17 protein-coding genes are annotated in these 20309 nt (G+C 65.5%); 7 read left to right on the top strand and 10 right to left on the bottom strand.

From position 1 onward, the window contains the following. The first annotated feature begins 91 nt into the window (after positions 1 to 91). Complete coding sequence (locus tag XW59_RS08850; RefSeq protein ID WP_047144606.1) at positions 92 to 922, top strand: aldo/keto reductase; 831 nt, start codon at positions 92 to 94, stop codon at positions 920 to 922. Between the two features lie 28 nt (positions 923 to 950). Here the strand turns inward: XW59_RS08850 and XW59_RS08855 are convergent, their stop codons facing one another. The 7 genes from XW59_RS08855 to pncB all read right to left on the bottom strand — a co-directional run bounded on the left by XW59_RS08855 (position 951) and on the right by pncB (position 8781). After that, positions 951 to 1883 carry an ABC transporter permease gene (locus tag XW59_RS08855; protein WP_047144607.1) on the bottom strand — a complete coding sequence of 311 codons (933 nt, stop codon included), beginning with the start codon at positions 1881 to 1883 and terminating at the stop codon, positions 951 to 953. Then, entirely contained in the window at positions 1876 to 2889 is a 1014-nt protein-coding gene (locus XW59_RS08860) for an ABC transporter permease (protein ID WP_047144608.1), read from the bottom strand. The genes XW59_RS08855 and XW59_RS08860 overlap by 8 nt, the downstream gene beginning before the upstream one ends. Before the next feature lie 108 nt (positions 2890 to 2997). Next, a complete protein-coding gene (locus XW59_RS08865; RefSeq protein WP_047144609.1) occupies positions 2998 to 4704 on the bottom strand; it encodes a peptide ABC transporter substrate-binding protein in 1707 nt (568 codons plus the stop codon). 137 nt (positions 4705 to 4841) lie between these two features. Continuing rightward, positions 4842 to 5855 (bottom strand): ABC transporter ATP-binding protein, encoded by a 1014-nt coding sequence (locus tag XW59_RS08870; RefSeq protein ID WP_047144610.1) that lies wholly within the window; start codon positions 5853 to 5855, stop codon positions 4842 to 4844. After that, the gene (locus tag XW59_RS08875) at positions 5845 to 6903 is read right to left on the bottom strand and encodes an ABC transporter ATP-binding protein (protein ID WP_246666043.1); all 1059 of its coding nucleotides are present in this window, start codon (positions 6901 to 6903) and stop codon (positions 5845 to 5847) included. The genes XW59_RS08870 and XW59_RS08875 overlap by 11 nt, the downstream gene beginning before the upstream one ends. Before the next feature lie 195 nt (positions 6904 to 7098). Next, positions 7099 to 7404: a hypothetical protein gene (locus tag XW59_RS08880; RefSeq protein ID WP_047144611.1), complete on the bottom strand. Its 306-nt coding sequence runs from the start codon at positions 7402 to 7404 to the stop codon at positions 7099 to 7101. A gap of 72 nt (positions 7405 to 7476) precedes the next feature. Continuing rightward, on the bottom strand, positions 7477 to 8781 hold the full coding sequence (gene pncB, locus XW59_RS08885; protein ID WP_047144612.1) for a nicotinate phosphoribosyltransferase: 1305 nt from the start codon (positions 8779 to 8781) through the stop codon (positions 7477 to 7479). 333 nt (positions 8782 to 9114) lie between these two features. On the opposite strand from pncB, the gene XW59_RS08890 reads away from it, so the two are divergent. Continuing rightward, entirely contained in the window at positions 9115 to 10167 is a 1053-nt protein-coding gene (locus XW59_RS08890) for an aldo/keto reductase (protein WP_047144939.1), read from the top strand. Between the two features lie 14 nt (positions 10168 to 10181). On the opposite strand, the gene XW59_RS08895 is transcribed toward XW59_RS08890, so the two are convergent. Then, positions 10182 to 11249, bottom strand: coding sequence for a DNA topoisomerase IB (locus XW59_RS08895; RefSeq protein WP_047144613.1), 1068 nt, complete (start codon positions 11247 to 11249; stop codon positions 10182 to 10184). A gap of 189 nt (positions 11250 to 11438) precedes the next feature. On the opposite strand from XW59_RS08895, the gene XW59_RS08900 reads away from it, so the two are divergent. The 5 genes from XW59_RS08900 (at position 11439) to XW59_RS08920 (ending at position 15090) form a co-directional block, all read left to right on the top strand. After that, complete coding sequence (locus XW59_RS08900; protein WP_047144940.1) at positions 11439 to 11735, top strand: hypothetical protein; 297 nt, start codon at positions 11439 to 11441, stop codon at positions 11733 to 11735. Between the two features lie 93 nt (positions 11736 to 11828). Next, complete coding sequence (locus XW59_RS08905) at positions 11829 to 12185, top strand: hypothetical protein (protein WP_052958073.1); 357 nt, start codon at positions 11829 to 11831, stop codon at positions 12183 to 12185. A gap of 138 nt (positions 12186 to 12323) precedes the next feature. Further along, positions 12324 to 13241, top strand: coding sequence for an alpha/beta hydrolase (locus XW59_RS08910; RefSeq protein WP_047144614.1), 918 nt, complete (start codon positions 12324 to 12326; stop codon positions 13239 to 13241). Between the two features lie 303 nt (positions 13242 to 13544). Further along, complete coding sequence (locus tag XW59_RS08915; RefSeq protein WP_047144615.1) at positions 13545 to 14009, top strand: YbaK/EbsC family protein; 465 nt, start codon at positions 13545 to 13547, stop codon at positions 14007 to 14009. A gap of 832 nt (positions 14010 to 14841) precedes the next feature. Then, positions 14842 to 15090 (top strand): ParB N-terminal domain-containing protein, encoded by a 249-nt coding sequence (locus XW59_RS08920; protein ID WP_047144616.1) that lies wholly within the window; start codon positions 14842 to 14844, stop codon positions 15088 to 15090. A gap of 171 nt (positions 15091 to 15261) precedes the next feature. Here XW59_RS08920 and XW59_RS08925 read toward each other — a convergent pair whose 3' ends face one another. Together XW59_RS08925 and XW59_RS08930 are read right to left on the bottom strand one after the other, a co-directional pair. Beyond that, entirely contained in the window at positions 15262 to 15861 is a 600-nt protein-coding gene (locus XW59_RS08925) for a YdeI/OmpD-associated family protein (RefSeq protein WP_047144617.1), read from the bottom strand. 468 nt (positions 15862 to 16329) lie between these two features. Beyond that, positions 16330 to 20157 carry a vitamin B12-dependent ribonucleotide reductase gene (locus XW59_RS08930; RefSeq protein WP_047144618.1) on the bottom strand — a complete coding sequence of 1276 codons (3828 nt, stop codon included), beginning with the start codon at positions 20155 to 20157 and terminating at the stop codon, positions 16330 to 16332. Positions 20158 to 20309: the final 152 nt, after the last annotated feature.

The following is a 20309-nucleotide window of genomic DNA, read 5'->3' on the forward strand; positions in this document are numbered from 1 at the left end:
TAAGTCTACCTGCGGGCCCGTGTTGGTCTGCGCTCCCCGCGCAATCGATAGCACGGAACATCGCGATCCTGCCAAGCCGAAAGGAATTCCAATGCACGTAGTCGAAGCAAATGGCGCCCGCATCCCGGCTCTCGGTCTAGGCACCTGGACGCTGAAGGGCGATGATTGCTCCGAGCTCGTCCGCCATGCGATTTCGGTCGGCTACCGCCATGTCGATACGGCCGCCGGCTACGGCAACGAGGAAGCCGTGGGCGAGGGCATCCGCGCCTCGGGCCTCGACCGTGACGATATCTTCATCACCACCAAGGTGTGGTGGACGGATCTCGCCGCCGCCGACTTCCGCAGCTCCGCCGAAGAGAGCCTCGCCAGGCTCAAGCTCGACCAGGTCGATCTGCTGCTCATCCACTGGCCGAACCCGAAGGTGCCGCTGCGCGAGACCGTCGAGGCGCTCAACAAGGCCAGGGCCGACGGGCTGACGCGGCATATCGGCGTGTCGAATTTCCCGACCGCGCTTCTCGCCGAGGCGATTTCGCTTTCCGAGGCGCCGCTGGTCGTCAACCAGGTCGAGCATCACCCCTATCTCGACCAGGGCAAGGTTTACGCGGCCTGCCGTGCCGCCGGCATGGCGATGGTCTCCTATTGCCCGCTTTCGCGCGGTGGCGACCTGTTCGCGGAACCGGCCGTGCAGGCGGCGGCGAAGGCGCATGACAAGACGCCGGGGCAGGTCGTGCTGCGCTGGCACGTGCAGCAGGAAGGCGTCGTCGCCATCCCGCGCACCACGCGCAAGGAACGTCTCGTCGAGAACGCGTCGATCTTCGATTTCGCCCTGACGGCGCAGGAAATGGCCGCGATCTCGGCACTCGCCCGCCCCGGCGGCCGCATCTGCGACTTCGACTTCTCGCCGGTCTGGGACGCGGCCTGAGCCCGGGCGCCTGCGGGGCGGTGCCGGTTTATCGCCCCCTTATGCGCGGGTCGAGCGCGTCGCGCAGCCCGTCGCCCATATAGTTGATGCTGAGCACGGTCAGCGAGATCGCCAGCCCCGGCCAGATCACCCGCGACGGGTTGATGGTGAGGAAGTTGACGCCGTCATAGAGGAGCCGTCCCCAGGTCGGGAAATCCGACGGGAAGCCGAGCCCGAGGAAGCTCAGCGCCGATTCGGTGATGATCGCGGTGGCGATGCCCAGCGTCGCCGACACCATGATCGGCGACAGCACGTTGGGCAGTATGTGTCGCAGGATGATCCGTCGCCCCGGCGTGCCGATGCTCTTGGCGGCCAGCACGAATTCCTGCTCCTTCACCGAAAGCACCGCGCCTCGCACGATGCGGGCGGTCTGCATCCAGCTTGTGATGCCGATCACGAAGACGATGAGGAAGAATATGCCGGTCTCCGGCCCGAACGCCTTCCTCAGCGTGTCGCGGAAAAGCATGATGATGACGAGCAGCAGCGGCAGCAGCGGCAGAGCCAGGAAAAGGTCGGTCAGCCGCATCAGCCAGCCGTCCAGCTTCCTCACGTAGCCGGCGATCACCCCGACCGTCGTGCCGAGGCACAGCGACAGTATCATCGCGGTCACGCCGACGGAAAGCGAGGTGCGTCCGCCCGCGAGCACCTGCGCGAACATGTCCCGCCCGAGATTGTCGGTGCCCATCGGATGCGCGAAGGACGGCCCCTGGTTCTTGGCGCGCACGTCGAGCGCCTTGGGATCGATGTCGTGCAGGTAGGGGCCGAAGATCACCATAAGCACGATGGCGATGAAGATGCAGGCGCCGATCACGCCGCCGCGATGCTGGCGGAACTGCCGCCAGACATCCGAAGCGAGCGTCCGCTGCCTGGTCTGCAGCGGCGCGGCGGAACCTTCGCGCGGTTTCAACACGGTGTCAGTCATAGCGTATCCTCGGGTCGAGGATGCCGTAGAGAATGTCGGCGATCAGGTTGAAGGTGACGATGAGCACGGCGAAGATGAAGGTCAGCGTCTGGACCAGCGGTATGTCGGCGCCCTGGATCGCGGTGATCAGCAATTGCCCGAGCCCGTTCACGCGGAAGATCTGCTCGGTGATGATTGCGCCGGAAAAGATGGTCGGCACGCCGAGCGCGATGACGGTGACGACCGGTATGAGGCTGTTGCGCAGCACGTGGACCAGCAGCACCACGCGCTCGCGCATGCCCTTGGCGCGGGCGGTGCGCACATAGTCCTGGTTGAGATTGTCGAGCATCGAGGCGCGCACGAAGCGACTGAGCTGGGCTGCGTTGTAGAGTGCGAGCACGGTGACGGGCAGCACCATCTGGCGCACCTGCGCCCAGAAGCTCGACCAGTCGGTGACCCGCAGCGTCGTGTCGTAGATCGAGGGGAACCAGCCGAGGTTGGCGCTGAAGATGACGATCAGAACCACGCCGGTGAAGAAGGTGGGCACCGAAAAGCCGACCATGGAGACGAAGGTGCCGATCTGGTCGAACAGCGAATATTGCCTGTAGGCGGAAATCACGCCGATCGGCACGGCGATCAGCACGCCCACCAGATAGGACATGCCCACCACCAGCAGGGTCTGCGGCATGCGCTCGACGATCAGGTCGACGACCGGGCTGCGTGTCGCCCAGGAGCGGATGCGCAGGCGCTCGGCGGAATTGCCGATCTCGATTCCGGTCATCTTTTCAAGCACGTTCAGCGGTTCGTTGACGAAGAACTGCTCGAGCCATTTGAGATAGCGGATGTGAAAAGGCTGCCCGAGTCCGAGCGATTCGCGGATTTGCGCGCGCACCTCCGGCGGAATCGTCAGCGGCAAGTTGCCGGTGGGATCGTTCGGCGCGAGGTCGAGCAGCGCGAAGATGATGAAGCTGATGATCAGCAGCGTCGGGACGGCGAACATCAGTCGTCGAAGCGTGTAGTTCAGCATGGACAAGGCCTCGGGCGTGATCCGGCCATGGCGTCTGCGCCCTCACTCGATCACGGAATTTCGATTGGACGACCCGCGCGCGTGGCGCGCGGGCCGGTTGCCTCGCCGCTATTTCTTGCGGGTCCAGTCGGCGATGTTCCAGACCTGCGAATCCCAGGAATTCATCCGCATGCCCTCGACGGTCACCGAATGCGCCGCCACCTCGCCGCGGTGAATGAGCGGGATGAGCGCGCCCTCGTTGGAGAGGATGTCGTTCATCTTCTTCGCCAGTTCGCCGCGCTCGGCGAGATCGGCCGTCTTCGCCATTTCGTGGACGAGGGCGTCATACTCCTCGTTGCAGAAGCGCGGCTGATTGGTCCCCAGCCAGTTGTTGTCCGGGTTGGGGATGTTGCTGCAGAGCCAGCCGGCCATGTAGCCCTCCGGATCGGTGCCGGGGAAGTTGTTGGTGTACATCTCCAGGTCGGCATAGAATTTCTGCAGCGTGTCCGGGCTCGAGGGGTCGGCGCCGAAGAACACGGCGGCGTCGATGTTGCGCAGCTCGGTCTCGACCCCAATTTGGGCCCACATGTCCTTGACCAGCGCCTGCGTTGCCTGGCGCACCGAATTGGTCGATGTCTGGTAGAGCACCGAAAGGCGAACCCCGTCCTTGGCGCGAATTCCGTCCGCGCCGGGCACCCAGCCGGCATCGTCGAGCAGCTTGTTGGCCGCCTCGACGTCCTGCTTGAGGCACCAGTCCACGCCGGTCGAGGCATAGTTCTCGGGCGCAGGCAGGATGTTGCATGTGGGCTTGCCGGCCGCGCCGTATCCCGCCTCGACCAGCAGTTCGCGGTCGATGGCGAGCGAGAGCGCCTTTCTCACCGCCGGGTCCTTCAGGAAGGGATGCTCGCCGCCCGCGCGGGTGGAGCGGTCGGCGCCCTTGTCCGGCGACGGATCGGTCAGGTTCACCTCGATGCGTTCCACCGACGTGCCGAAGGAGGTCACGATCACGCCCTTGCCGACCGCTTCCATCTGCGCGAGGATTTCCGGCTCCACCTGCAGGTTCCAGGCGTAGTCGAATTCGCCGGTCTCGAGCACCGCGCGCGCCGCCGATGTCGGGTCGCCGCCGCCCTTGATCATCACCGTCGCGAAGGCCGGCTTGGCCGGATCGCGGTAGTTCGGGTTGGCTTCGAAGGTGACGACGTCGTTGGCCTTGAAATCGACCACGCGGAACGGTCCGGTCCCGATCGGCCCGAAATTCTGCGCGGTGCATTCGGGCGCCTTCGGGCCGACGCAGTTCTCGAACTGCGCCTTCTGGATGATCGGCGATTCCTTGCCGACGAACGGGCCGTAGGGGAAGGGCTTGGCCACGGAGAACGTGACCTTCACCGTCTGGTCGTCGACCGCTTCCACCTTCTCGACATCGGTGAATTTCGCGAGTTGCTGGCAGCCGCCGTCGGGCGCCATGCAATATTGCGCCGTGAAAGCGACGTCATGCGCGGTCAAGGGTGTGCCGTCCGACCAGACCACCCCCTCCTTGATCTTCCAGGTGATCGACTTGAGATCCTCCGAAATGCCGCCATTCGCCAGGGTCGGGATTTCGTCCACCAGCGCCGGCACCATCTGGCCGGTTTCGTCGTATTTCGCCAGCGGCTCGATGACGATCGAGGAGGCCTCGACGTCCTTGATGCCGCCCGAAAGGAACGGATTGAGGATCGAGACAGCCTGCCAGTAGAGAATGTTGAGGTTTCCGTCGCTGCCGCGCTCGGCTTTCGCCGCGCCCGCGCCGAGCGACAGGGCGGCCACGCCCGCCGCCAACGCCATTGCCATTTTCTTCATGATCATTTCCCCAGGTTTCGTTGCTCTTCGGCTTCCGCTGCCGCCGTCCGCCGTTCCCAGGGCAAGGCGGGGCAGGGATTTTTCTCAACTCATGCAGGAATGCCGCGTCGCCGCGGCGGCTTCAGCAACCTCCTTCGCTATGCTCTGTGGCAAGCCACCTTGTGGCCGGTGTCGAGTTCCCGCCAGGCGGGCTCCTCTGTAAAGCAGCGTTCGATCGCCTCCGGACAGCGCGTGCAGAAGCGGCAGCCCGCCGGCGGGTTGGCCGGATCGGGGATGTCACCCTTGAGGATGATGCGCCGGCGTTCGGCCTCTATCGCGGGGTCGGGTACCGGCACCGCCGAAAGCAGGGCACGGGTGTAGGGATGCTTCGGCGCGGAAAACAGCGTCGCCACATCGGCCAGCTCCACCATCTTGCCGAGATACATCACCGCCACGCGGTCGGCGATGTGGCGGATCATCGACAGGTCGTGGCTGATGAAGAGGTAGGTCAGGCCGAGCTTCCTCTGCAGGTCTTCGAGGAGATTGACGACCTGCGCCTGGATCGAGACGTCGAGCGCGGCGATCGGCTCGTCGCAGACGATGAAGTCGGGATCGAGCGCCAGCGCCCGCGCGATCCCGATGCGCTGCCTCTGGCCGCCGGAGAATTCGTGCGGGTAGCGGTTTATGTAGTCGGGGTTGAGCCCGACCGCGTCGAGCAGCTCGCGCACCCGCCGCTTGCGGGCCTCGCCCTTGTAGAGGCTGTGCTCGACGAGCGGTTCGGCAATAATCGCGCCGATCGTCATGCGCGGATTGAGCGAGGCCTGCGGGTCCTGGAAGATCATCTGCATGCGCGGCCGCATGCGGCGCAGCGCCTCGCCCTCGAGCGAGGCGATGTCGGAGCCGTCGAACACGATGCGTCCGCCGGTGGCCTTGTAGAGCCTGAGAAGGGCGCGGCCGGTCGTCGATTTCCCGCAGCCGCTTTCGCCGACCAACCCGAGCGTCTCGCCCTTGCGGATCTCGAAAGTCAGCCCGTCGACGGCTCTCACCGCGCCGGTCCGCCGCCTGAGTATCCCCTTGTAGACGGGAAAGTGCATCTGGAGATTTTCCACCCTCAGGAGGGGTGGGGTGCCGGCGGCCGGTTTTGCCGGAACTTCCGCGGCCTCAAGCGACATTCCGCGCCCCTTCCGTCAGAGGGTTCCACCAGCAGGCGACGTAATGCTCGTCCTCCGCCTCGATCAGGCGCGGGTTTTTCTGAAGGCAGCGGTCGAAGGCGTGGGAACACCGCGGCGCAAACGGGCAGGAGGAAGGTTCCCGCAGGAGCAGTGGCGGCTGGCCGGCGATCGAACGCAGCCTTTCGCCCGCCTCGTGACGACCGGGCAGGGAGTCGAGAAGCGCGCGGGTATAGGGATGCTGCGGATTGTCGAAGAGGTCGCGCACATTCGCCCGCTCGACCACCTGTCCGCCATACATCACGATCACCCGGTCGGCGATGCCGGCGGCGACGCCGAGATCGTGCGTGATCCAGATGATCGCCATGCCGAGCTTCTGGCGCAGGTCGCGGACGAGCTCCAGTATCTGCGCCTGCACCGTCACGTCGAGCGCCGTGGTCGGCTCGTCGGCGATCAGCACCTTCGGGTCGCAGGCAAGCGCGATCGCGATCACCACGCGCTGACGCATGCCGCCGGAAAACTGGTGCGGATAGTCGTCGAGGCGCTTTTCCGGGGCCGGGATGCCGACGAGCTCGAGCAGCTCGGCGGCGCGCCTGCGGGCCTGCTTCCTGTTCAGGCCCATATGCTCGCGCAGGGGCTCCATGATCTGGTAACCGACCGTGAAGACCGGGTTGAGCGAGGTCATCGGGTCTTGGAAGACGAAGCCGATGCGCGCGCCGCGCACCTGCCGGATCTGCGAAGCCGAGAGCTTCACCAGATCGCGGTCCTGGAACAGCACCCGGCCGCTGGCGATCTCGGCCGGCGGGCTCGGCAGCAATTGCATCAGCGACATCATCGCCACGCTCTTGCCGGAGCCGCTTTCGCCGACGACGGCGAGCAATTCGCCTTCGGCGAGATTGAAGCTTATGCCGTTGACCGCGTGAATGACGCCGTCATGGGTGTGGAAGACAGTCTTGAGGTCCTGGACTTCGAGTATCTGGGTTATCGGCCCACCCCTACCATTCCCGAAGCGACGACACTGCCGGCGCGACCATCGTTGCGCCGATGCCACGGCGCGTCCCCTTACTTCTTTTGGGTGTATCTGATCATCAGGATTTCGAGTTTTCAACCCGCAATTTGCACAAGCAATCGGCGCGATCGGGGATTGTCCAAAAAGCCCGCAATTTTGCCTGTGGGCAAACGCAACGATCACGCGCCGCCTTACGTGGCGCGCCGCAGGTGGCGGAGCCGTTCGAAACCCGCCGGTTCAGAGCTTGACGAGCCGGAACGAATTGTCGCGTCGCCCGGGCTCGTCCCGGTTCACCACCAGGGCCAATCCGTGGGCGTCGAACAGCTTGAACCATTCGTCCCATTCGACCAGTTCGAAGCCGCCGGCATTTTCCGGCCGCTCGGCTGTGTCCTGATCCTCGTAGGAAGCCTGGTCGAAGACTATGTTCAGCATCGGCTGCGTGCCGCCCTCGGGGGAGGTGTCGATGACGACCGGAGAGCCGGCGCGGGCGGCCGCCCAGTCGCGGACCTCGTCATGATCGGTAAGGGTGACCGTCTCGGCCATCGCTATGCCTCCTTTGCTCGAAACGCGGGCTTACAGAAGCGAGAACGCGGCCGACCGGGCTGGCGTTCCCGGTCAGACGTTGACCGGCTGCCGCACGCGCGCTTCCTCTCCGAACACCTTCAGATAGCGCGCGATCTCCTTCGGATCGCCGGTGGCCTTCTCCGGATTGTCGGAGAGCTTCACCGCCGGCCGGCCGTTCGCCATGGTGACCTTGCAGACGAGCGAGATGGCGCGAAGCGCATCGTTGTGGGCGGGCGCGCAGCCCTCGAAATCGTTGGTCAGGTTGGTGCCCCAGCCGAAGGACATGCGGACCTTGCCGTTGAAGTGACGGAACGTCTTTTCGATCGTCTCGACGTCGAGGCCGTCGGAAAAGATGAGCAGCTTCTCCTTCGGATCGCGGCCATGGTCCCGCCACCAATCCATGATGCGCTCGCCGCCCTCGATAGGGGGGGCGCTGTCGGGGCGGAAGCCGGTCCAGTCGGCGACCCAGTCCGGCGCGTCGCGCAGGAAGGAGGCGGTGCCGAACGCGTCCGGCAGCACGATCAAGAGATTGCCGCCGTAATAGCGCTGCCAGTCCTGAAGCACGCGATAGGGCGAAGCGCGCAGCTCCGCGTCGCTCTGGCTCAATGCGGCCAGCACCATCGGCAATTCGTGCGCGTTGGTGCCGAGCGCTTCGAGATCGGTATCCATGGCGAGCAGGACGTTCGAGGTGCCGGTGAAGGAGGCGCCGATGCCTTCCTTCAGCGCCTCCACGCACCAGCGCTGCCACAGGAAGGAATGGCGCCGCCTGGTGCCGAAGTCCGAGATGCGGATGTCGGGGATCTTGCGCAGCCGCTCGACCTTTTCCCAGACCTTGGCCTTGGCGCGGGCATAGGTGACGTCGAGCGCGAAGGGGCCCATGGATTTCAGCGCCGCGCGCGAGCGCAGCTCGTTGATGATGGCGAGGGCAGGGATCTCCCACATCGTCGTGTCGTGCCAGCGACCGTGGAAATGCAGCTCGTACTGACCGTCGCGCTTGGAAAGCTCGTATTCGGGCAGGCGGAAATGCGTCAGCCAGTTGAGGAAGTCCGGCTCGAAGATCTGCTTGCGTCCGTAGAATGTGTTGCCGGCCAGCCAGATCATCTCCTTCTTGGTGAAGCGCAGCGTGCGCGCATGGTCGAGCTGGGCGCGCAGCTCCCCCTCGTCGATCTCCTCGGCGATCTTCACGCTCTTGGTGCGGTTGATCAGCGAAAAGGTCGCGTCGACAGTGGGATAGACGCCCCAGATCATCTGCAGCATCAGCAATTTGTAGAAGTCGGTGTCGAGGAGGCTGCGGATGATCGGGTCGAGCTTCCAGGTGTGGTTGTAGACCCGGCGGGCGATGTCTGTCTTGGGCATGGCGTATGTCTTTGCTGCTAGCGGACTGCAGGGCGATGCCGAATTCCTGCCCCGGCCTGGTTCGCTGCGGTCTCGCTGCCGGGCAGGCCGGCACAAGGCGCAAGGGAAGTCGAGCGTGCGTTCATTTCGGGCTCCGCAATGGCGGTGAGCGGAACCGATAGCGGCCGCATTGTCAATCCGATCGCATGGAAGTTCGTCAAGATTTCCTTTGCCCATGTGAATGAAGACTTTGCGCCGCGCCGCGGAGCAAGGTTGTTGGTGCGCCGGGAAATATTGTCTATGCTGCGGGGCAGGACGCATTCGCGCCGCATCATCCCGCTCGGAGAAACATTCATGGAAAAACGACGGCTCGGCCGCACCGACCTCCTCGTCTCGAAAATCTGCCTGGGCACGATGACCTTCGGCGAGCAGAACACGGAGGCGGAAGGCCATGCGCAGCTCGACATGGCGGCGGAGCGGGGCGTCAATTTCTTCGACATGGCCGAGCTCTATCCGATCCCGCCGAAAGCCGAGACGCAAGGGCGCACGGAAGCGATCATCGGGAGCTGGCTGAAGGCGCGCCGCAACCGCGACCGGGCGATCATCGCCTCGAAGGTGGTCGGCCGTACGGCCAATGAATGGTTCCGGGGAGGCCGGCCGTCCAAGCTGGTGCGGGCGGACATTCTCGATGCCATCGACAAGTCGCTCGCCAAGCTCGGCATCGACCATCTCGACCTCTACCAGATCCATTTCCCGGACCGGCTGGTGCCCTGGGGCTCCAACCCCACCCGCATCGGCAAATGGCCGGCCGAACGCGTCGCCGACGAAACCCCGATCGCCGAGACGCTGGCCGTCTTCGACGAGTTGGTGAAGGCCGGCAAAATCCGCCATCTCGGGCTTTCGAACGAGAGCTCGTGGGGCGTTATGAAGTTCATCCACGAGGCCGACAAGGGCGTCGGGCCGCGCGTCGTCTCGCTGCAGAACGCCTACAACCTCGTCAACCGGACCTTCGAGGTCAATCTCGCCGAGGTGTGCGACCGCGAGGATGTGAGCCTGCTTGCCTATTCTCCGCTGGCGCAGGGCTATCTCACCGGCAAATATGACGACGGCGCGCTGCCGGCGGGGTCGCGCAAGCAGCTTTTCGACCGCCTCCAGCGCTACGAGACGCCGGGCGCGGCCGAGGCGCACAAGGCCTACAACGATCTCGCCCGCGAATACGGCATGGAGCCGGCGCTGTTCGCCAATGCCTTCGTGACCCACCGGCCCTTCGTCACGTCCAACATCATCGGCGCGACCTCCACCGCGCAGCTCGAGACCGCGCTCGCTTCGGCGGACGTGAAATGGACGGCCGAGATGCAGGAGGCGGTGGACGCGCTGCACCAGAAGCTCGGCAATCCCTGTCCGTAGGGGCAGGGGCCGTTTCAGGCCTGCCCCAGCCAGCGCAGCACCAGCATCTCCTCCTCGTCGAGCCCGTCCGGCACCTTGCGGAAGGAGCGACGCGCCGCCAGCATCTCCCCGGCGAGCGCGGCGTTTTCCCAGCTTTCCACGACGCGCGGGTGGATGTAGCAGTCGCGGCAGACGGCGCGGGTGTTTCCGAGCCGGTGGGCGACGGTGTCGATCATCTCGTTCAATTGCCGCTTGCGGCCGGTCTTCGTCCCGGCCGGCGGCGTGGTGGCGAGCAGGATCGCGGCGTGCACCGTTCCGCCCCAGGTGCGGAAATGCTTCGACGAGAAATCGTCGCCCATCGTCTCGCGGATATAGTCGTTGACGTCGTCCGAGCGCACCGCATGGCGGGTGTCCTCCTCGTCCAGATACTGGAAGAGGTGCTGGCCCGGCAGTTCCTGCGCGCTGCGCACGATGCGGGCGATGCGGCGATCGACCAGCTTGAGCTTCCATTCCTTGCCGGATTTGCCCTGAAAGGCGAAGCGCAGGCTGGCGCCCGCGATCTCGACATGGCGGCTCTTGAGCGTGGTCAGGCCGAAGCTCTTGTTTTCCCTGGCATAGGCCGGATTGCCGACGCGGATCATCGTGTTGTCGAGCAGCCAGACGACGGACGCGATCACCCGCTCGCGCGGCAGCCCGTGGCGGCGCAGATCCGCATCGATTTGCGCACGCAGCATCGGCAACCTCTCCGCGAAGGCCGCCAGGCTCGAATATTTCACGTCGTCGCGGCAGGCGGCCCAGCGCTCGTGATAGCGGTATTGCTTCCTGCCCCTGGCATCGCGACCGGTGGCCTGGATGTGGCCGTCTGGATCGGGAGAAATCCAGACGTCCGTCCATGCCGGCGGTATGGCGAGCGAGCGGATACGGTCCAGCGTCTCGCCTTCGCCCAGCTTGTTCCCGCGAGGGCCGAGATAGAGGAAGCCGCGCCCCGCGCGCCTGCGGCGGATGCCGGGCTTCTCGTCGTTGACATAGGTGAGCGAGGCGTGTCTCGCGGCGAGCTTCGGGTCGAGCAGCGCTTCCGGTTTCGGCTTGCGATGGTCGAGCACCGTGAGCTCCGGGCGGGTTGACGACGAGGTATAAGCGCGCGCCGCAGCATATTGTTCCGCCGGAACAACATGGCACTGTTAACGTTTGGTTAACCATGGAAGCGCAGCATTTTTCGGCGGGGGAGGACAACCCAAAGGGAACAGGCCATGTTCGCTTCAGGACTTCCACGGACGCTCGGCAAAGCCGGCATGTCAACCTTTGCCTCCATCCTCGCACTAGGACTCCTTCCCGCCGCCGCGCACGACGCGCCCTCCGGCTGGAGCTATCCCGTGTCCTGCTGCTCCGGTTATGATTGCCGGGAGGTGTCCGAGACCGACATCATCGAAGGTCCGGAGGGCTACGTCATCAGGGTAACGGGCGAGGTGATCCCGATGACGTCGCGCAAGGTGCGCCCGTCGCCTGACGGCGTCTTCCACTGGTGCTCGGTCGCCGGCAAGAACGACGGCAAGACGATCTGCCTCTTCGTGCCGCCTCGTGGCTACTGAATCCGGACGCGGACTTTCAAATACAGGCTTTCGCCGATCCCGGACTCGGGTAGAGTCGCAAGCCGGAAGACGTGAGCGAAAGGCGGTTGCGGCGTGAAAGCCGAAGTGAACGATCATGGCGCGGCGCTGGACCGTGCCGAAATTGGCGCACGCGCGCCGGGCTTCCTGGCGGCGCGATGGCGCGGCGAGGTGCCGCTCGCCACGCTTTTCTGGCGCGACATGATCCTCTTCGCCACGCTGTTCAACCTTGCCATGATGACGGCGTCGCTGGTGCTCCTGGAGCTCGGTTATCCGCTCTGGCTGGTCATCGCCGTCTTTGCCGCGCCGCTGCCGCTGAACGTCTTCCTGGTCGCCTGCGTCTGGCGCACGGCCGACCGTTCCGCGAGCCGGTACGGCCATGCTGCAAAGCTTTCCGCGCTGGTCTGGCTGGTGGTCGCGACGGTGCTGTGAACGGCGGTGCCCGCCGGCGATCTTCCTCACCCGAAATTTTTTCGCGCGGCCTGTCGAAATCACCTCCGGCCATTCGTCTTCCATGCATCGAAACAGCCGGACGACGGTTTCAGTCGCCGGGGACCATGGGAGACTGAAATGCTGAAAGCCACTCTGCTGACGATGCTTGCCGCCGCCGCCTTCTTCGCCGCGCCGTCGATCCTTCGCGCCGAGGAGAAAACCGGACCGAGGAGCGGTCACGTCGAGGTCGACGGCGTCAATTACTACTACGAGATCCACGGCGAGGGCGAGCCGCTGCTGCTGCTGCATGGCGGGCTCGGCTCCACCGACATGTTCAGGCCGATCCTGCCGGCGCTGACCGAGGGCCGGCAGGTGATCGGCGTCGACCTGCACGGTCACGGCCGCACGGAGCTGGGCGATCGCCCGATCAGCCTGGAAGCGATGGGCGACGATCTCGCCGCGATCCTCGACGAGCTCGGCTACGATCAGGTCGACGTGCTCGGCTATTCGATGGGCGGCGGCGCCGGCTTCCGGCTCGCCGTGCAGCATCCCGACAGGGTGCGCCGGCTGGCGCTGGTCTCCACCGGCTTCGCGCGGGACGGCTTCTATCCCGAGATGCTGCCGATGCAGGCGCAGGTGGGCGCCGGCATGGCCGAGATGATGAAGGACACGCCGATGTACAAGTCCTATGCGGAGGTCGCGCCGAAGCCGGAGGATTTTCCGCGCCTGCTCGATGCGATGGGCGCGCTGATGCGCGAGCCCTACGACTGGGCGGGCGACGTCAAGAAGCTCGCCATGCCGGTGATGCTCGTCTATGGCGACAGCGACATGTACCGGCCCGAGCACGTCGTCGAGTTCTACCAGCTTCTCGGCGGCGGTCTGAAGGACGCCGGCTGGATGCGCGAGAACATGTCGAGGAACCGCCTCGCGATCCTGCCGGGGGCGACGCATTACGACATATTCCTCGCGCCGGAGCTGACCCGGACGGTGCTGCCCTTCCTCGGCGGCGAAACCGCCACGAAGGACTGGGCCGACACGGTCGAGGCGGCCGAATAGCCGCGAAACCGCGACGATCGACGCAGCCCGCGCGCCGGCCGCGCGGGCTTTTTCGTGCCGCGGCGAAACCGGCGCGCGCCGTTCATGCGGCGCGGCCGATGGGCGGATTCGTTGCCGTCGTCCCGCAGCGGGTGTATCCTGCCGCATATCCGCGCCGGCTTTCGAGCGCGGCGCGGCGGCCAGCCGGTAGAGGTGCCGGCCAGCGCGCGGCGACGTCCGTTTCGCGCGGTTCAGGCGCCCCTTCGCCCGCTTCACCGGAAGGCTGGCCCCTTCGAGGCTGACTGACGGCGAAAGGATCCGGCCATGGGTATCGCGCTGACGATGCAGGAATATCTCGAGGACAACCGCATCCCCTACGAGGCGAGCAAGCACGCCAGAACCGGCTGCTCGATGATGACGGCGAAGGCCAGCCACGTTCCGGGCGGCGCGCTCGCCAAGGGCGTGGTGCTGAAATGGGACGACGGCTACCTCCTGGCCGTGGTGCCGGCGTCGCGCCATGTCGATCTCGGCAAGATCGAAAACATCATCGGCGAGCGGGTGGAACTCGCCTCCGAGGAGGAGGCGAGCGCGCTGTTTCCCGATTGCGACGAGGGCGCCGTGCCGGTGTTCGGCGTGCCTTACCGCATCGCCTGCGTGGTGGACGAAGGGCTGGAGATGCATGACGACGTCTGGTTCGAGGGCGGCGATCATCGCACGCTGGTCCACGTTCCGGGCGACGGGTTCGCGCGGCTGATGTACGGCGTGCCGCACGGTCGCATCAGCACGTAGCGGGCAGGGCGGGTGTGGCCGGAATTCATTTTCAGCTCATCCGCCGGTCAGGTCCGTCCCGATCCGTCGTTTTACCCCCACCCCTGACCCATCCCCACAAGGGCGGGCTATCGCATATGGGTGCGATACACGGCCCTGACCGGCCGGATGAAGGCCGCGCTCAACATGCGATGGCGGTTCGGCAAGGTCCGCGCCCCGTCCTCGCCACGCCCCGTTTCCGGTCTGGCCATTGATCCTTCGACCCTTCGACCCTTCGACAAGCTCAGGGCTCAGGGCTCAGGGCTCTGGATGAGCCGAAGGGGCGGGAGACGGGCGGCCGCGGGGTCGCGCATCTTGAGTGAAGTGACTGCGACCTCGCGGCCGCCCGTCCGGCGTCCTACCGGGCTTGCCGGCTGCTGCCTGGTCCGCGCCTTTCCGCCTTTCGGCGAAGAGGAGCGGACATGGGACCGACCGTGCCGTCTCCGGCCGCTTTTGCCGGAATGCCGCGTTACCGAGCATCCCAGCGCCAGGCGCTGAGGCTATCGATCCCCTTCGCAAGGGCTCCCGGTCGGCCTCCCGCCTCCACGTTCGAGGCGGGCCGCCGCGCCGTCCCATTCCCGCCTGGCGCCGTCGCGACCACGCGTCCCGAGGGGAAAGGGCGGGGAAAGTGTAGGCCGGTCGCGCGGGGCGTGGATGAAAAAGCGGACGGCGGGAGGCGAATGCGAGCGAAAAGAAGGGGTTGGGCGGGACGGATGCGCGGATTTGTGCACGGGGGCGGCTCACTCCGATCAGGCCTTGGCCTTGCCCGCCAAAAGGCCTATCGGTTGGAGGAGGGGACGCGCCGGGAGAATTCATGCTGAGAACCCAGACGATCGCGATCGACGACATCTACGTTCCGGCGGCGCGGCGAAAGACGCTGCACCCGGAGACGGCACGGCTTCTCGCCGAGGACATCCTCGAGAACGGGCTAAAGACGCCGATCCAGGTGCGCTTCGACGGCAAGCGCTACGTGCTGGTCGAGGGGCTGCACCGGCTCGAAGCGGTCAAATGGCTGGGCGAAACGACCATCGACGCGTATCTGGTGCAGGCGCGGAAGCACTGAAGGGGCGGCGGCTGCCCGCTTCGTCATCCTGCTTGCGGCGCCGGAGGCGGCGGGCGGCTGTCCGCTTCGGCGGCGGAATGCCTGCCGTGGCCAGACAGGGCGGCGGCCTTTCCGTTTCGCCATCCTCGGCCTCGACCCGAGGAGCCATGCCGGAACGGCGGGCGGGGCGGCTCATTTCTTCCGTTGCGGGTAGATCGTTTCGCCGCGCTTCAGCATGCCGACGAATTGCGCGATCTTCCTCGAGCGGCCGGCGTCGGTCCTCATGTTGTGCACGCGGAAGGCGAGCGCGAAGCGGTTCTGCGAGGTGAGCGTCGCAAGCATGGCTTTCGCACGGGGCTCGGCCTCGATCGCGGCGAGGAGGTCGGCCGGCAGTTCCATGTCCTTGACGCCCGCATAGGCGCGGTCCCAGCGCCCGTCGGCCTTCGCCGCATCGACCTGGGCGAGACCATGCATGGTCATGCGGCCCTCGGCGATCAGGCGCGCGACGTTGTCGACATTGATGCGGCTCCAGGTGCTCCTTCGTCCGCGCGGCGTGTAGCGCTGGAGAAAGCTCCTTTCGTCGAGGCTCTTGCGGATGCCGTCGATCCAGCCCCAGCAAAGGCAGACGTCGATCGCCTCCCTGGGCGTGATCGACGGCAGGCCGGACGAAACCTTGTGGATCCTGATCCACAGCTCGTCGGCACGGTCGTGATTGTCGCCGAGCCAGCGATAGAAGCCGTCGGCGTCGGGGAATTCACGGACCTTGGCGGGATCGACATGGACGGGCGGCATGGGGCGAGCTTGCAATGTGGACGGCGATCTTCGCGTATCTTATTCTTCGAGGATGAAGATGAAAGCATTACTCCTTCGAAAGATGCGCGTGCGCCGTGGGGGCGTACCGGACTTCGGAGGTTACGATGCATTTCAGGAGAAGACGCGCCAAGAGCGCCCGTGCGGGTTGTCTTTTGTGCAAGCCCCACAAGGCCAACGGCAATTGCCCGCGGCACCGAAACATGCGCTTCGGTGATTTCAAGCGACACTGCGGGGTGCCGATCAGCTTCGGTGCGAAGGCCTTTCGGTGAAGGGCAGGTGGCGCAGGATCGGTGGTTGGTAGGAATACCGTGATCGCTCGCGGCTCGCGCAGCTAGTTCCCTTGCCGGGGGAGAGTGGTTTTCGCCCGCTTCCACATTGCTGCTTTTACAATTTCGGCCCGGTCGCAAGACCGGGCCGAAAACTTAGTCCCGTAATTTCAATTAGCGATCACGAGCACCCGCTCGTCGCGCCGCAGGTGTCGCACTTCTCGCAGGTGCCGTTGCGCACCATGGTGAAGTTCTGGCATTCCGAGCAGGAATTGCCGGTGTAGCCCTGCATCATCGACTTCATGCGCCGGTCGGCGGCGAGCGCCTTGGCGTCGGAAGCCTCCCGGGCGGCGGCGTCGGAGAACATCGCCGAAGCCGACGAGGTCTCGGCGGCGTCTTCCTCGGCGCTTTCCTCGGTGAACTCGCGGGCACGCTCCTCATAGTCGCGCTTGAAGGCGGTGGCCTCCTCGCGCAGCTCGGAGACCGTCGGCTTGAGCGCCGTCACCGTCGCGGCCGTCGAGATCGCGCGGACATTGGAGCCGGCGAACGCGGTCGGCGCCGCCTTGGCGGGCGTCGCGGTGGCGTTGGTGCCGCCGCCGCTGAAACCCTTCGGCTCCGAACCGCCGAGGCCCGGACCGGCGACGACCTTGAGCGGCGCGCCGCGGGTCAGGCCCTTGGAGACCGCCTGCGCCTTGCCTTCCGAGATGCCCTTGCCGAGCGAGGTGTTGGAGAAGTCCGACGTGTCGACATGGGCGAGGTCGTGGCGGCCGAGATAGGAGATCGCCAGTTCGCGGAAGACGTAGTCGAGGATCGACGTCGCGTTCTTGATCGCGTCGTTGCCCTGGACCATGCCGGCCGGCTCGAACTTGGTGAAGGTGAAGGCCTCGACATATTCGTCGAGCGGCACGCCATATTGCAGGCCGAGCGAGATCGCGATGGCGAAATTGTTCATCATGGCGCGGAAGGCGGCGCCTTCCTTGTGCATGTCGATGAAGATCTCGCCGAGGCGTCCGTCGTCGAACTCGCCGGTGCGGAGATACACCTTGTGCCCGCCGACGACCGCCTTCTGGGTGTAGCCCTTGCGGCGGTTCGGCAGCTTCTCGCGGTCGCGCACGACCTTTTCCACGATGCGCTCGACGATCTTCTCGGTGACGATCGCCGCTTTCTGCGCGGTGGGGGCGGCGACGAGTTCCTCGATGAGGTCCTCGGTCTCCTCCTCATCGTCGGACAGAAGCGAGGCGTTGAGCGGCTGCGAGAGCTTCGAGCCGTCGCGGTAGAGCGCGTTGGCCTTCAGCGCCAGCTTCCAGGACAGCATGTACGCTTCCTTGCAGTCCTCGACGGTCGCCTCGTTGGGCATGTTGATCGTCTTGGAGATGGCGCCCGAGATGAAGGGCTGGGCGGCCGCCATCATGCGGATGTGGCTTTCGACCGACAGGAAGCGCTTGCCGATCTTGCCGCACGGATTGGCGCAGTCGAAGACGGGCAGGTGCTTGTCCTGCAGGAAGGGCGCGCCCTCGAGCGTCATCGCGCCGCAGACATGGATGTTGGCGGCCTCGATGTCCTTCCTGGAGAAGCCGAGCGCGGGCAGCATCTCGAAGGAGAAGTCGTTCAGCTGCTCGTCGGTGAAGCCGAGCGCGTCGCGGCAGAAATCCTCGCCGAGCGTCCATTTGTTGAAGACGAACTTGATGTCGAAGGCCTGGCCGAGCGCGGCGTTGAGGGCGGCGATCTTCTCGTCGGTGAAGCCCTTGGCCTTGAGCGAGCCCGGATTGACGCCCGGCGCCTGGTTCAGATTGCCGTGGCCGACGGCATAGGCCTCGATCTCGGCGATCTGCGCCTCGGAATAGCCGAGCGTGCGCAGCGCCTCCGGCACGGCGCGGTTGATGATCTTGAAATAGCCGCCGCCGGCGAGCTTCTTGAACTTCACCAGCGCGAAGTCGGGCTCGATGCCGGTGGTGTCGCAGTCCATGACGAGGCCGATCGTGCCGGTCGGCGCGATGACGGTCGCCTGGGCGTTGCGGTAGCCGTGCTCCTCGCCGAGCTCGATGGCGCGGTCCCAGGCGGCGCGGGCGTGGTCGACGAGCTCCTTCTGCCAGACATGGTCGGCGTTGAGCGGCACCGGGTTGACGGCGAGCTTCTCGTAGCCGTCCTTGTCGCCATAGGCGGCGCGGCGGTGGTTGCGCATGACGCGCAGCATGTTCTCCGCGTTGCGGTCGTAGTCGGCGAAGGCGCCGAGCTCGCCGGCCATCTCGGCGGAGGTGGCGTAGGCGATGCCGGTCATGATCGCCGTCAGGGCGCCGCCGAGCGCGCGGCCCTCATCCGAATCGTAGGGGATGCCGGAGGTCATCAGGAGACCGCCGATATTGGCGTAGCCGAGGCCGAGCGTGCGGTATTCGTAGGAGAGGCGGGCGATCTCCTTCGACGGGAACTGCGCCATCATCACCGAGATTTCGAGGACGACGGTCCACAGCCGCACCGTATGCTCGTAGGCGGCGATGTCGATCGTGCCGTCCTGATTGCGGTAGGGCAGGAGGTTGATCGAGGCGAGGTTGCAGGCCGTGTCGTCGAGGAACATGTATTCCGAGCACGGGTTCGAGGCGCGGATGGCGCCGGCCGAGGCACAGGTGTGCCAGTCGTTCATCGTGGTGTTGAAGTGCAGGCCCGGATCGGCGGAGGCCCAGGCGGCGTAGCCGATCTTCTCCCACAGGTCGCGCGCCTTCAGCGTCTTCATCACCCTGCCGTCCTTGCGGGCGGTGAGGTTCCAGTCGCCGTCGGCCTCGACGGCGCGCAGGAAGTTATCCTTGAGCGAGACCGAATTGTTGGAGTTCTGGCCGGAGACGGTGAGGTAGGCCTCCGAATCCCAGTCGGTGTCGTAGGTCTTGAACTCGAGCGAGGTGTAGCCCTGCTGCGCGAACTGGATGACGCGCTTGATGTAGTTCTCCGGAACCGCGTTCTTCTTGGCGGCGCGGATCTCGCGCTTCAGCGCCGGATTCTTGGCCGGGTCGAAGCAGTCGCCATTGTCGGCCTCGCAGTTTACGCAGGCCTTCATGATCGCCGTCATGTGCTGCCTGACGATCTTGGAGCCGGTGACGAGCGACGCGACCTTCTGCTCCTCCTTCACCTTCCAGTCGATATATTCCTCGATGTCGGGATGGTCGATGTCGACCACGACCATCTTGGCGGCGCGGCGCGTCGTGCCGCCCGACTTGATGGCGCCGGCGGCGCGGTCGCCGATCTTCAGGAAGCTCATCAGGCCCGACGACTTGCCGCCGCCCGAGAGCTTCTCGCCCTCGCCGCGCAGGAAGGAGAAGTTGGAGCCGGTGCCGGAGCCGTATTTGAAGAGGCGCGCCTCGCGCACCCACAGATCCATGATGCCGCCCTCGTTGACGAGGTCGTCCTGCACGGACTGGATGAAGCAGGCATGCGGCTGGGGATGCTCGTAGGCCGACTTGGACCTGGTCAGCTTGCCGGTGAAGGGATCGACGTAGAAATGGCCCTGGCCCGGGCCGTCGATGCCGTAGGCCCAGTGCAGGCCGGTGTTGAACCATTGCGGCGAGTTGGGCGCGACGCGCTGCGTGGCGAGCATGTAGGAAAGCTCGTCCTTGAACGCGCGGGCGTCATCCTCGCTGGCGAAATACCTGCCCTTCCAGCCCCAGTAGGTCCAGGTGCCGGCGAGCCGGTCGAAGACCTGGCGGGCGTCGGTCTCGGAGGTGTAGCGCTCATCTTCGGGCAGCTTGGCGAGCTCGGCCTCGTCGGCGACGGAGCGCCACAGGAAGGAGGGGACGTCGTTCTCCTCGATCTTCTTGAGGCGCGCCGGCACGCCGGCCTTGCGGAAATATTTCTGGGCCAGGATGTCGGCCGCGACCTGGCTGAACTGCGCCGGCACGTCGATGTCGGCAAGCCGGAAGACGATCGAGCCGTCCGGATTCTTGATCTCGCTGGTGGCCTTGCGGAACTCGATCTCCGCATAGGCTGACTGACCTTCCTTCGTGAAACGCCGCTCGATCCGCATCTTCTTCGTCCCTTTAGTCTATATATAGTGTCTTTCGGCGGGAAGCACGCGTGTTCCCGAAAGCCTACTGACACCTGTCCGCCATCTCCGCGACCGAACGGCCGCAGCCATCTCTCTCGACCGAAGCCGAAAGCTTGCCCGAAAACCGCCGC

It is taken from the genome of Aquamicrobium sp. LC103 (genome assembly GCF_001014615.2).
In the GTDB taxonomy this organism is placed as follows: domain Bacteria; phylum Pseudomonadota; class Alphaproteobacteria; order Rhizobiales; family Rhizobiaceae; genus LBCQ02.

Excerpts from the sequence above, each read along its gene's own strand:
- XW59_RS08850 (WP_047144606.1), top strand. The coding sequence starts at position 92 with ATGCACGTAGTCGAAGCAAATGGCGCCCGCATCCCGGCTCTCGGTCTA.
- XW59_RS08855 (WP_047144607.1), bottom strand. The coding sequence starts at position 1,883 with ATGACTGACACCGTGTTGAAACCGCGCGAAGGTTCCGCCGCGCCGCTG.
- XW59_RS08860 (WP_047144608.1), bottom strand. The coding sequence starts at position 2,889 with ATGCTGAACTACACGCTTCGACGACTGATGTTCGCCGTCCCGACGCTG.
- XW59_RS08865 (WP_047144609.1), bottom strand. The coding sequence starts at position 4,704 with ATGAAGAAAATGGCAATGGCGTTGGCGGCGGGCGTGGCCGCCCTGTCG.
- XW59_RS08870 (WP_047144610.1), bottom strand. The coding sequence starts at position 5,855 with ATGTCGCTTGAGGCCGCGGAAGTTCCGGCAAAACCGGCCGCCGGCACC.
- XW59_RS08880 (WP_047144611.1), bottom strand. The coding sequence starts at position 7,404 with ATGGCCGAGACGGTCACCCTTACCGATCATGACGAGGTCCGCGACTGG.
- pncB (WP_047144612.1), bottom strand. The coding sequence starts at position 8,781 with ATGCCCAAGACAGACATCGCCCGCCGGGTCTACAACCACACCTGGAAG.
- XW59_RS08890 (WP_047144939.1), top strand. The coding sequence starts at position 9,115 with ATGGAAAAACGACGGCTCGGCCGCACCGACCTCCTCGTCTCGAAAATC.
- XW59_RS08900 (WP_047144940.1), top strand. The coding sequence starts at position 11,439 with ATGTCAACCTTTGCCTCCATCCTCGCACTAGGACTCCTTCCCGCCGCC.
- XW59_RS08910 (WP_047144614.1), top strand. The coding sequence starts at position 12,324 with ATGCTGAAAGCCACTCTGCTGACGATGCTTGCCGCCGCCGCCTTCTTC.
- XW59_RS08915 (WP_047144615.1), top strand. The coding sequence starts at position 13,545 with ATGGGTATCGCGCTGACGATGCAGGAATATCTCGAGGACAACCGCATC.
- XW59_RS08920 (WP_047144616.1), top strand. The coding sequence starts at position 14,842 with ATGCTGAGAACCCAGACGATCGCGATCGACGACATCTACGTTCCGGCG.
- XW59_RS08925 (WP_047144617.1), bottom strand. The coding sequence starts at position 15,861 with ATGCCGCCCGTCCATGTCGATCCCGCCAAGGTCCGTGAATTCCCCGAC.
- XW59_RS08930 (WP_047144618.1), bottom strand. The coding sequence starts at position 20,157 with ATGCGGATCGAGCGGCGTTTCACGAAGGAAGGTCAGTCAGCCTATGCG.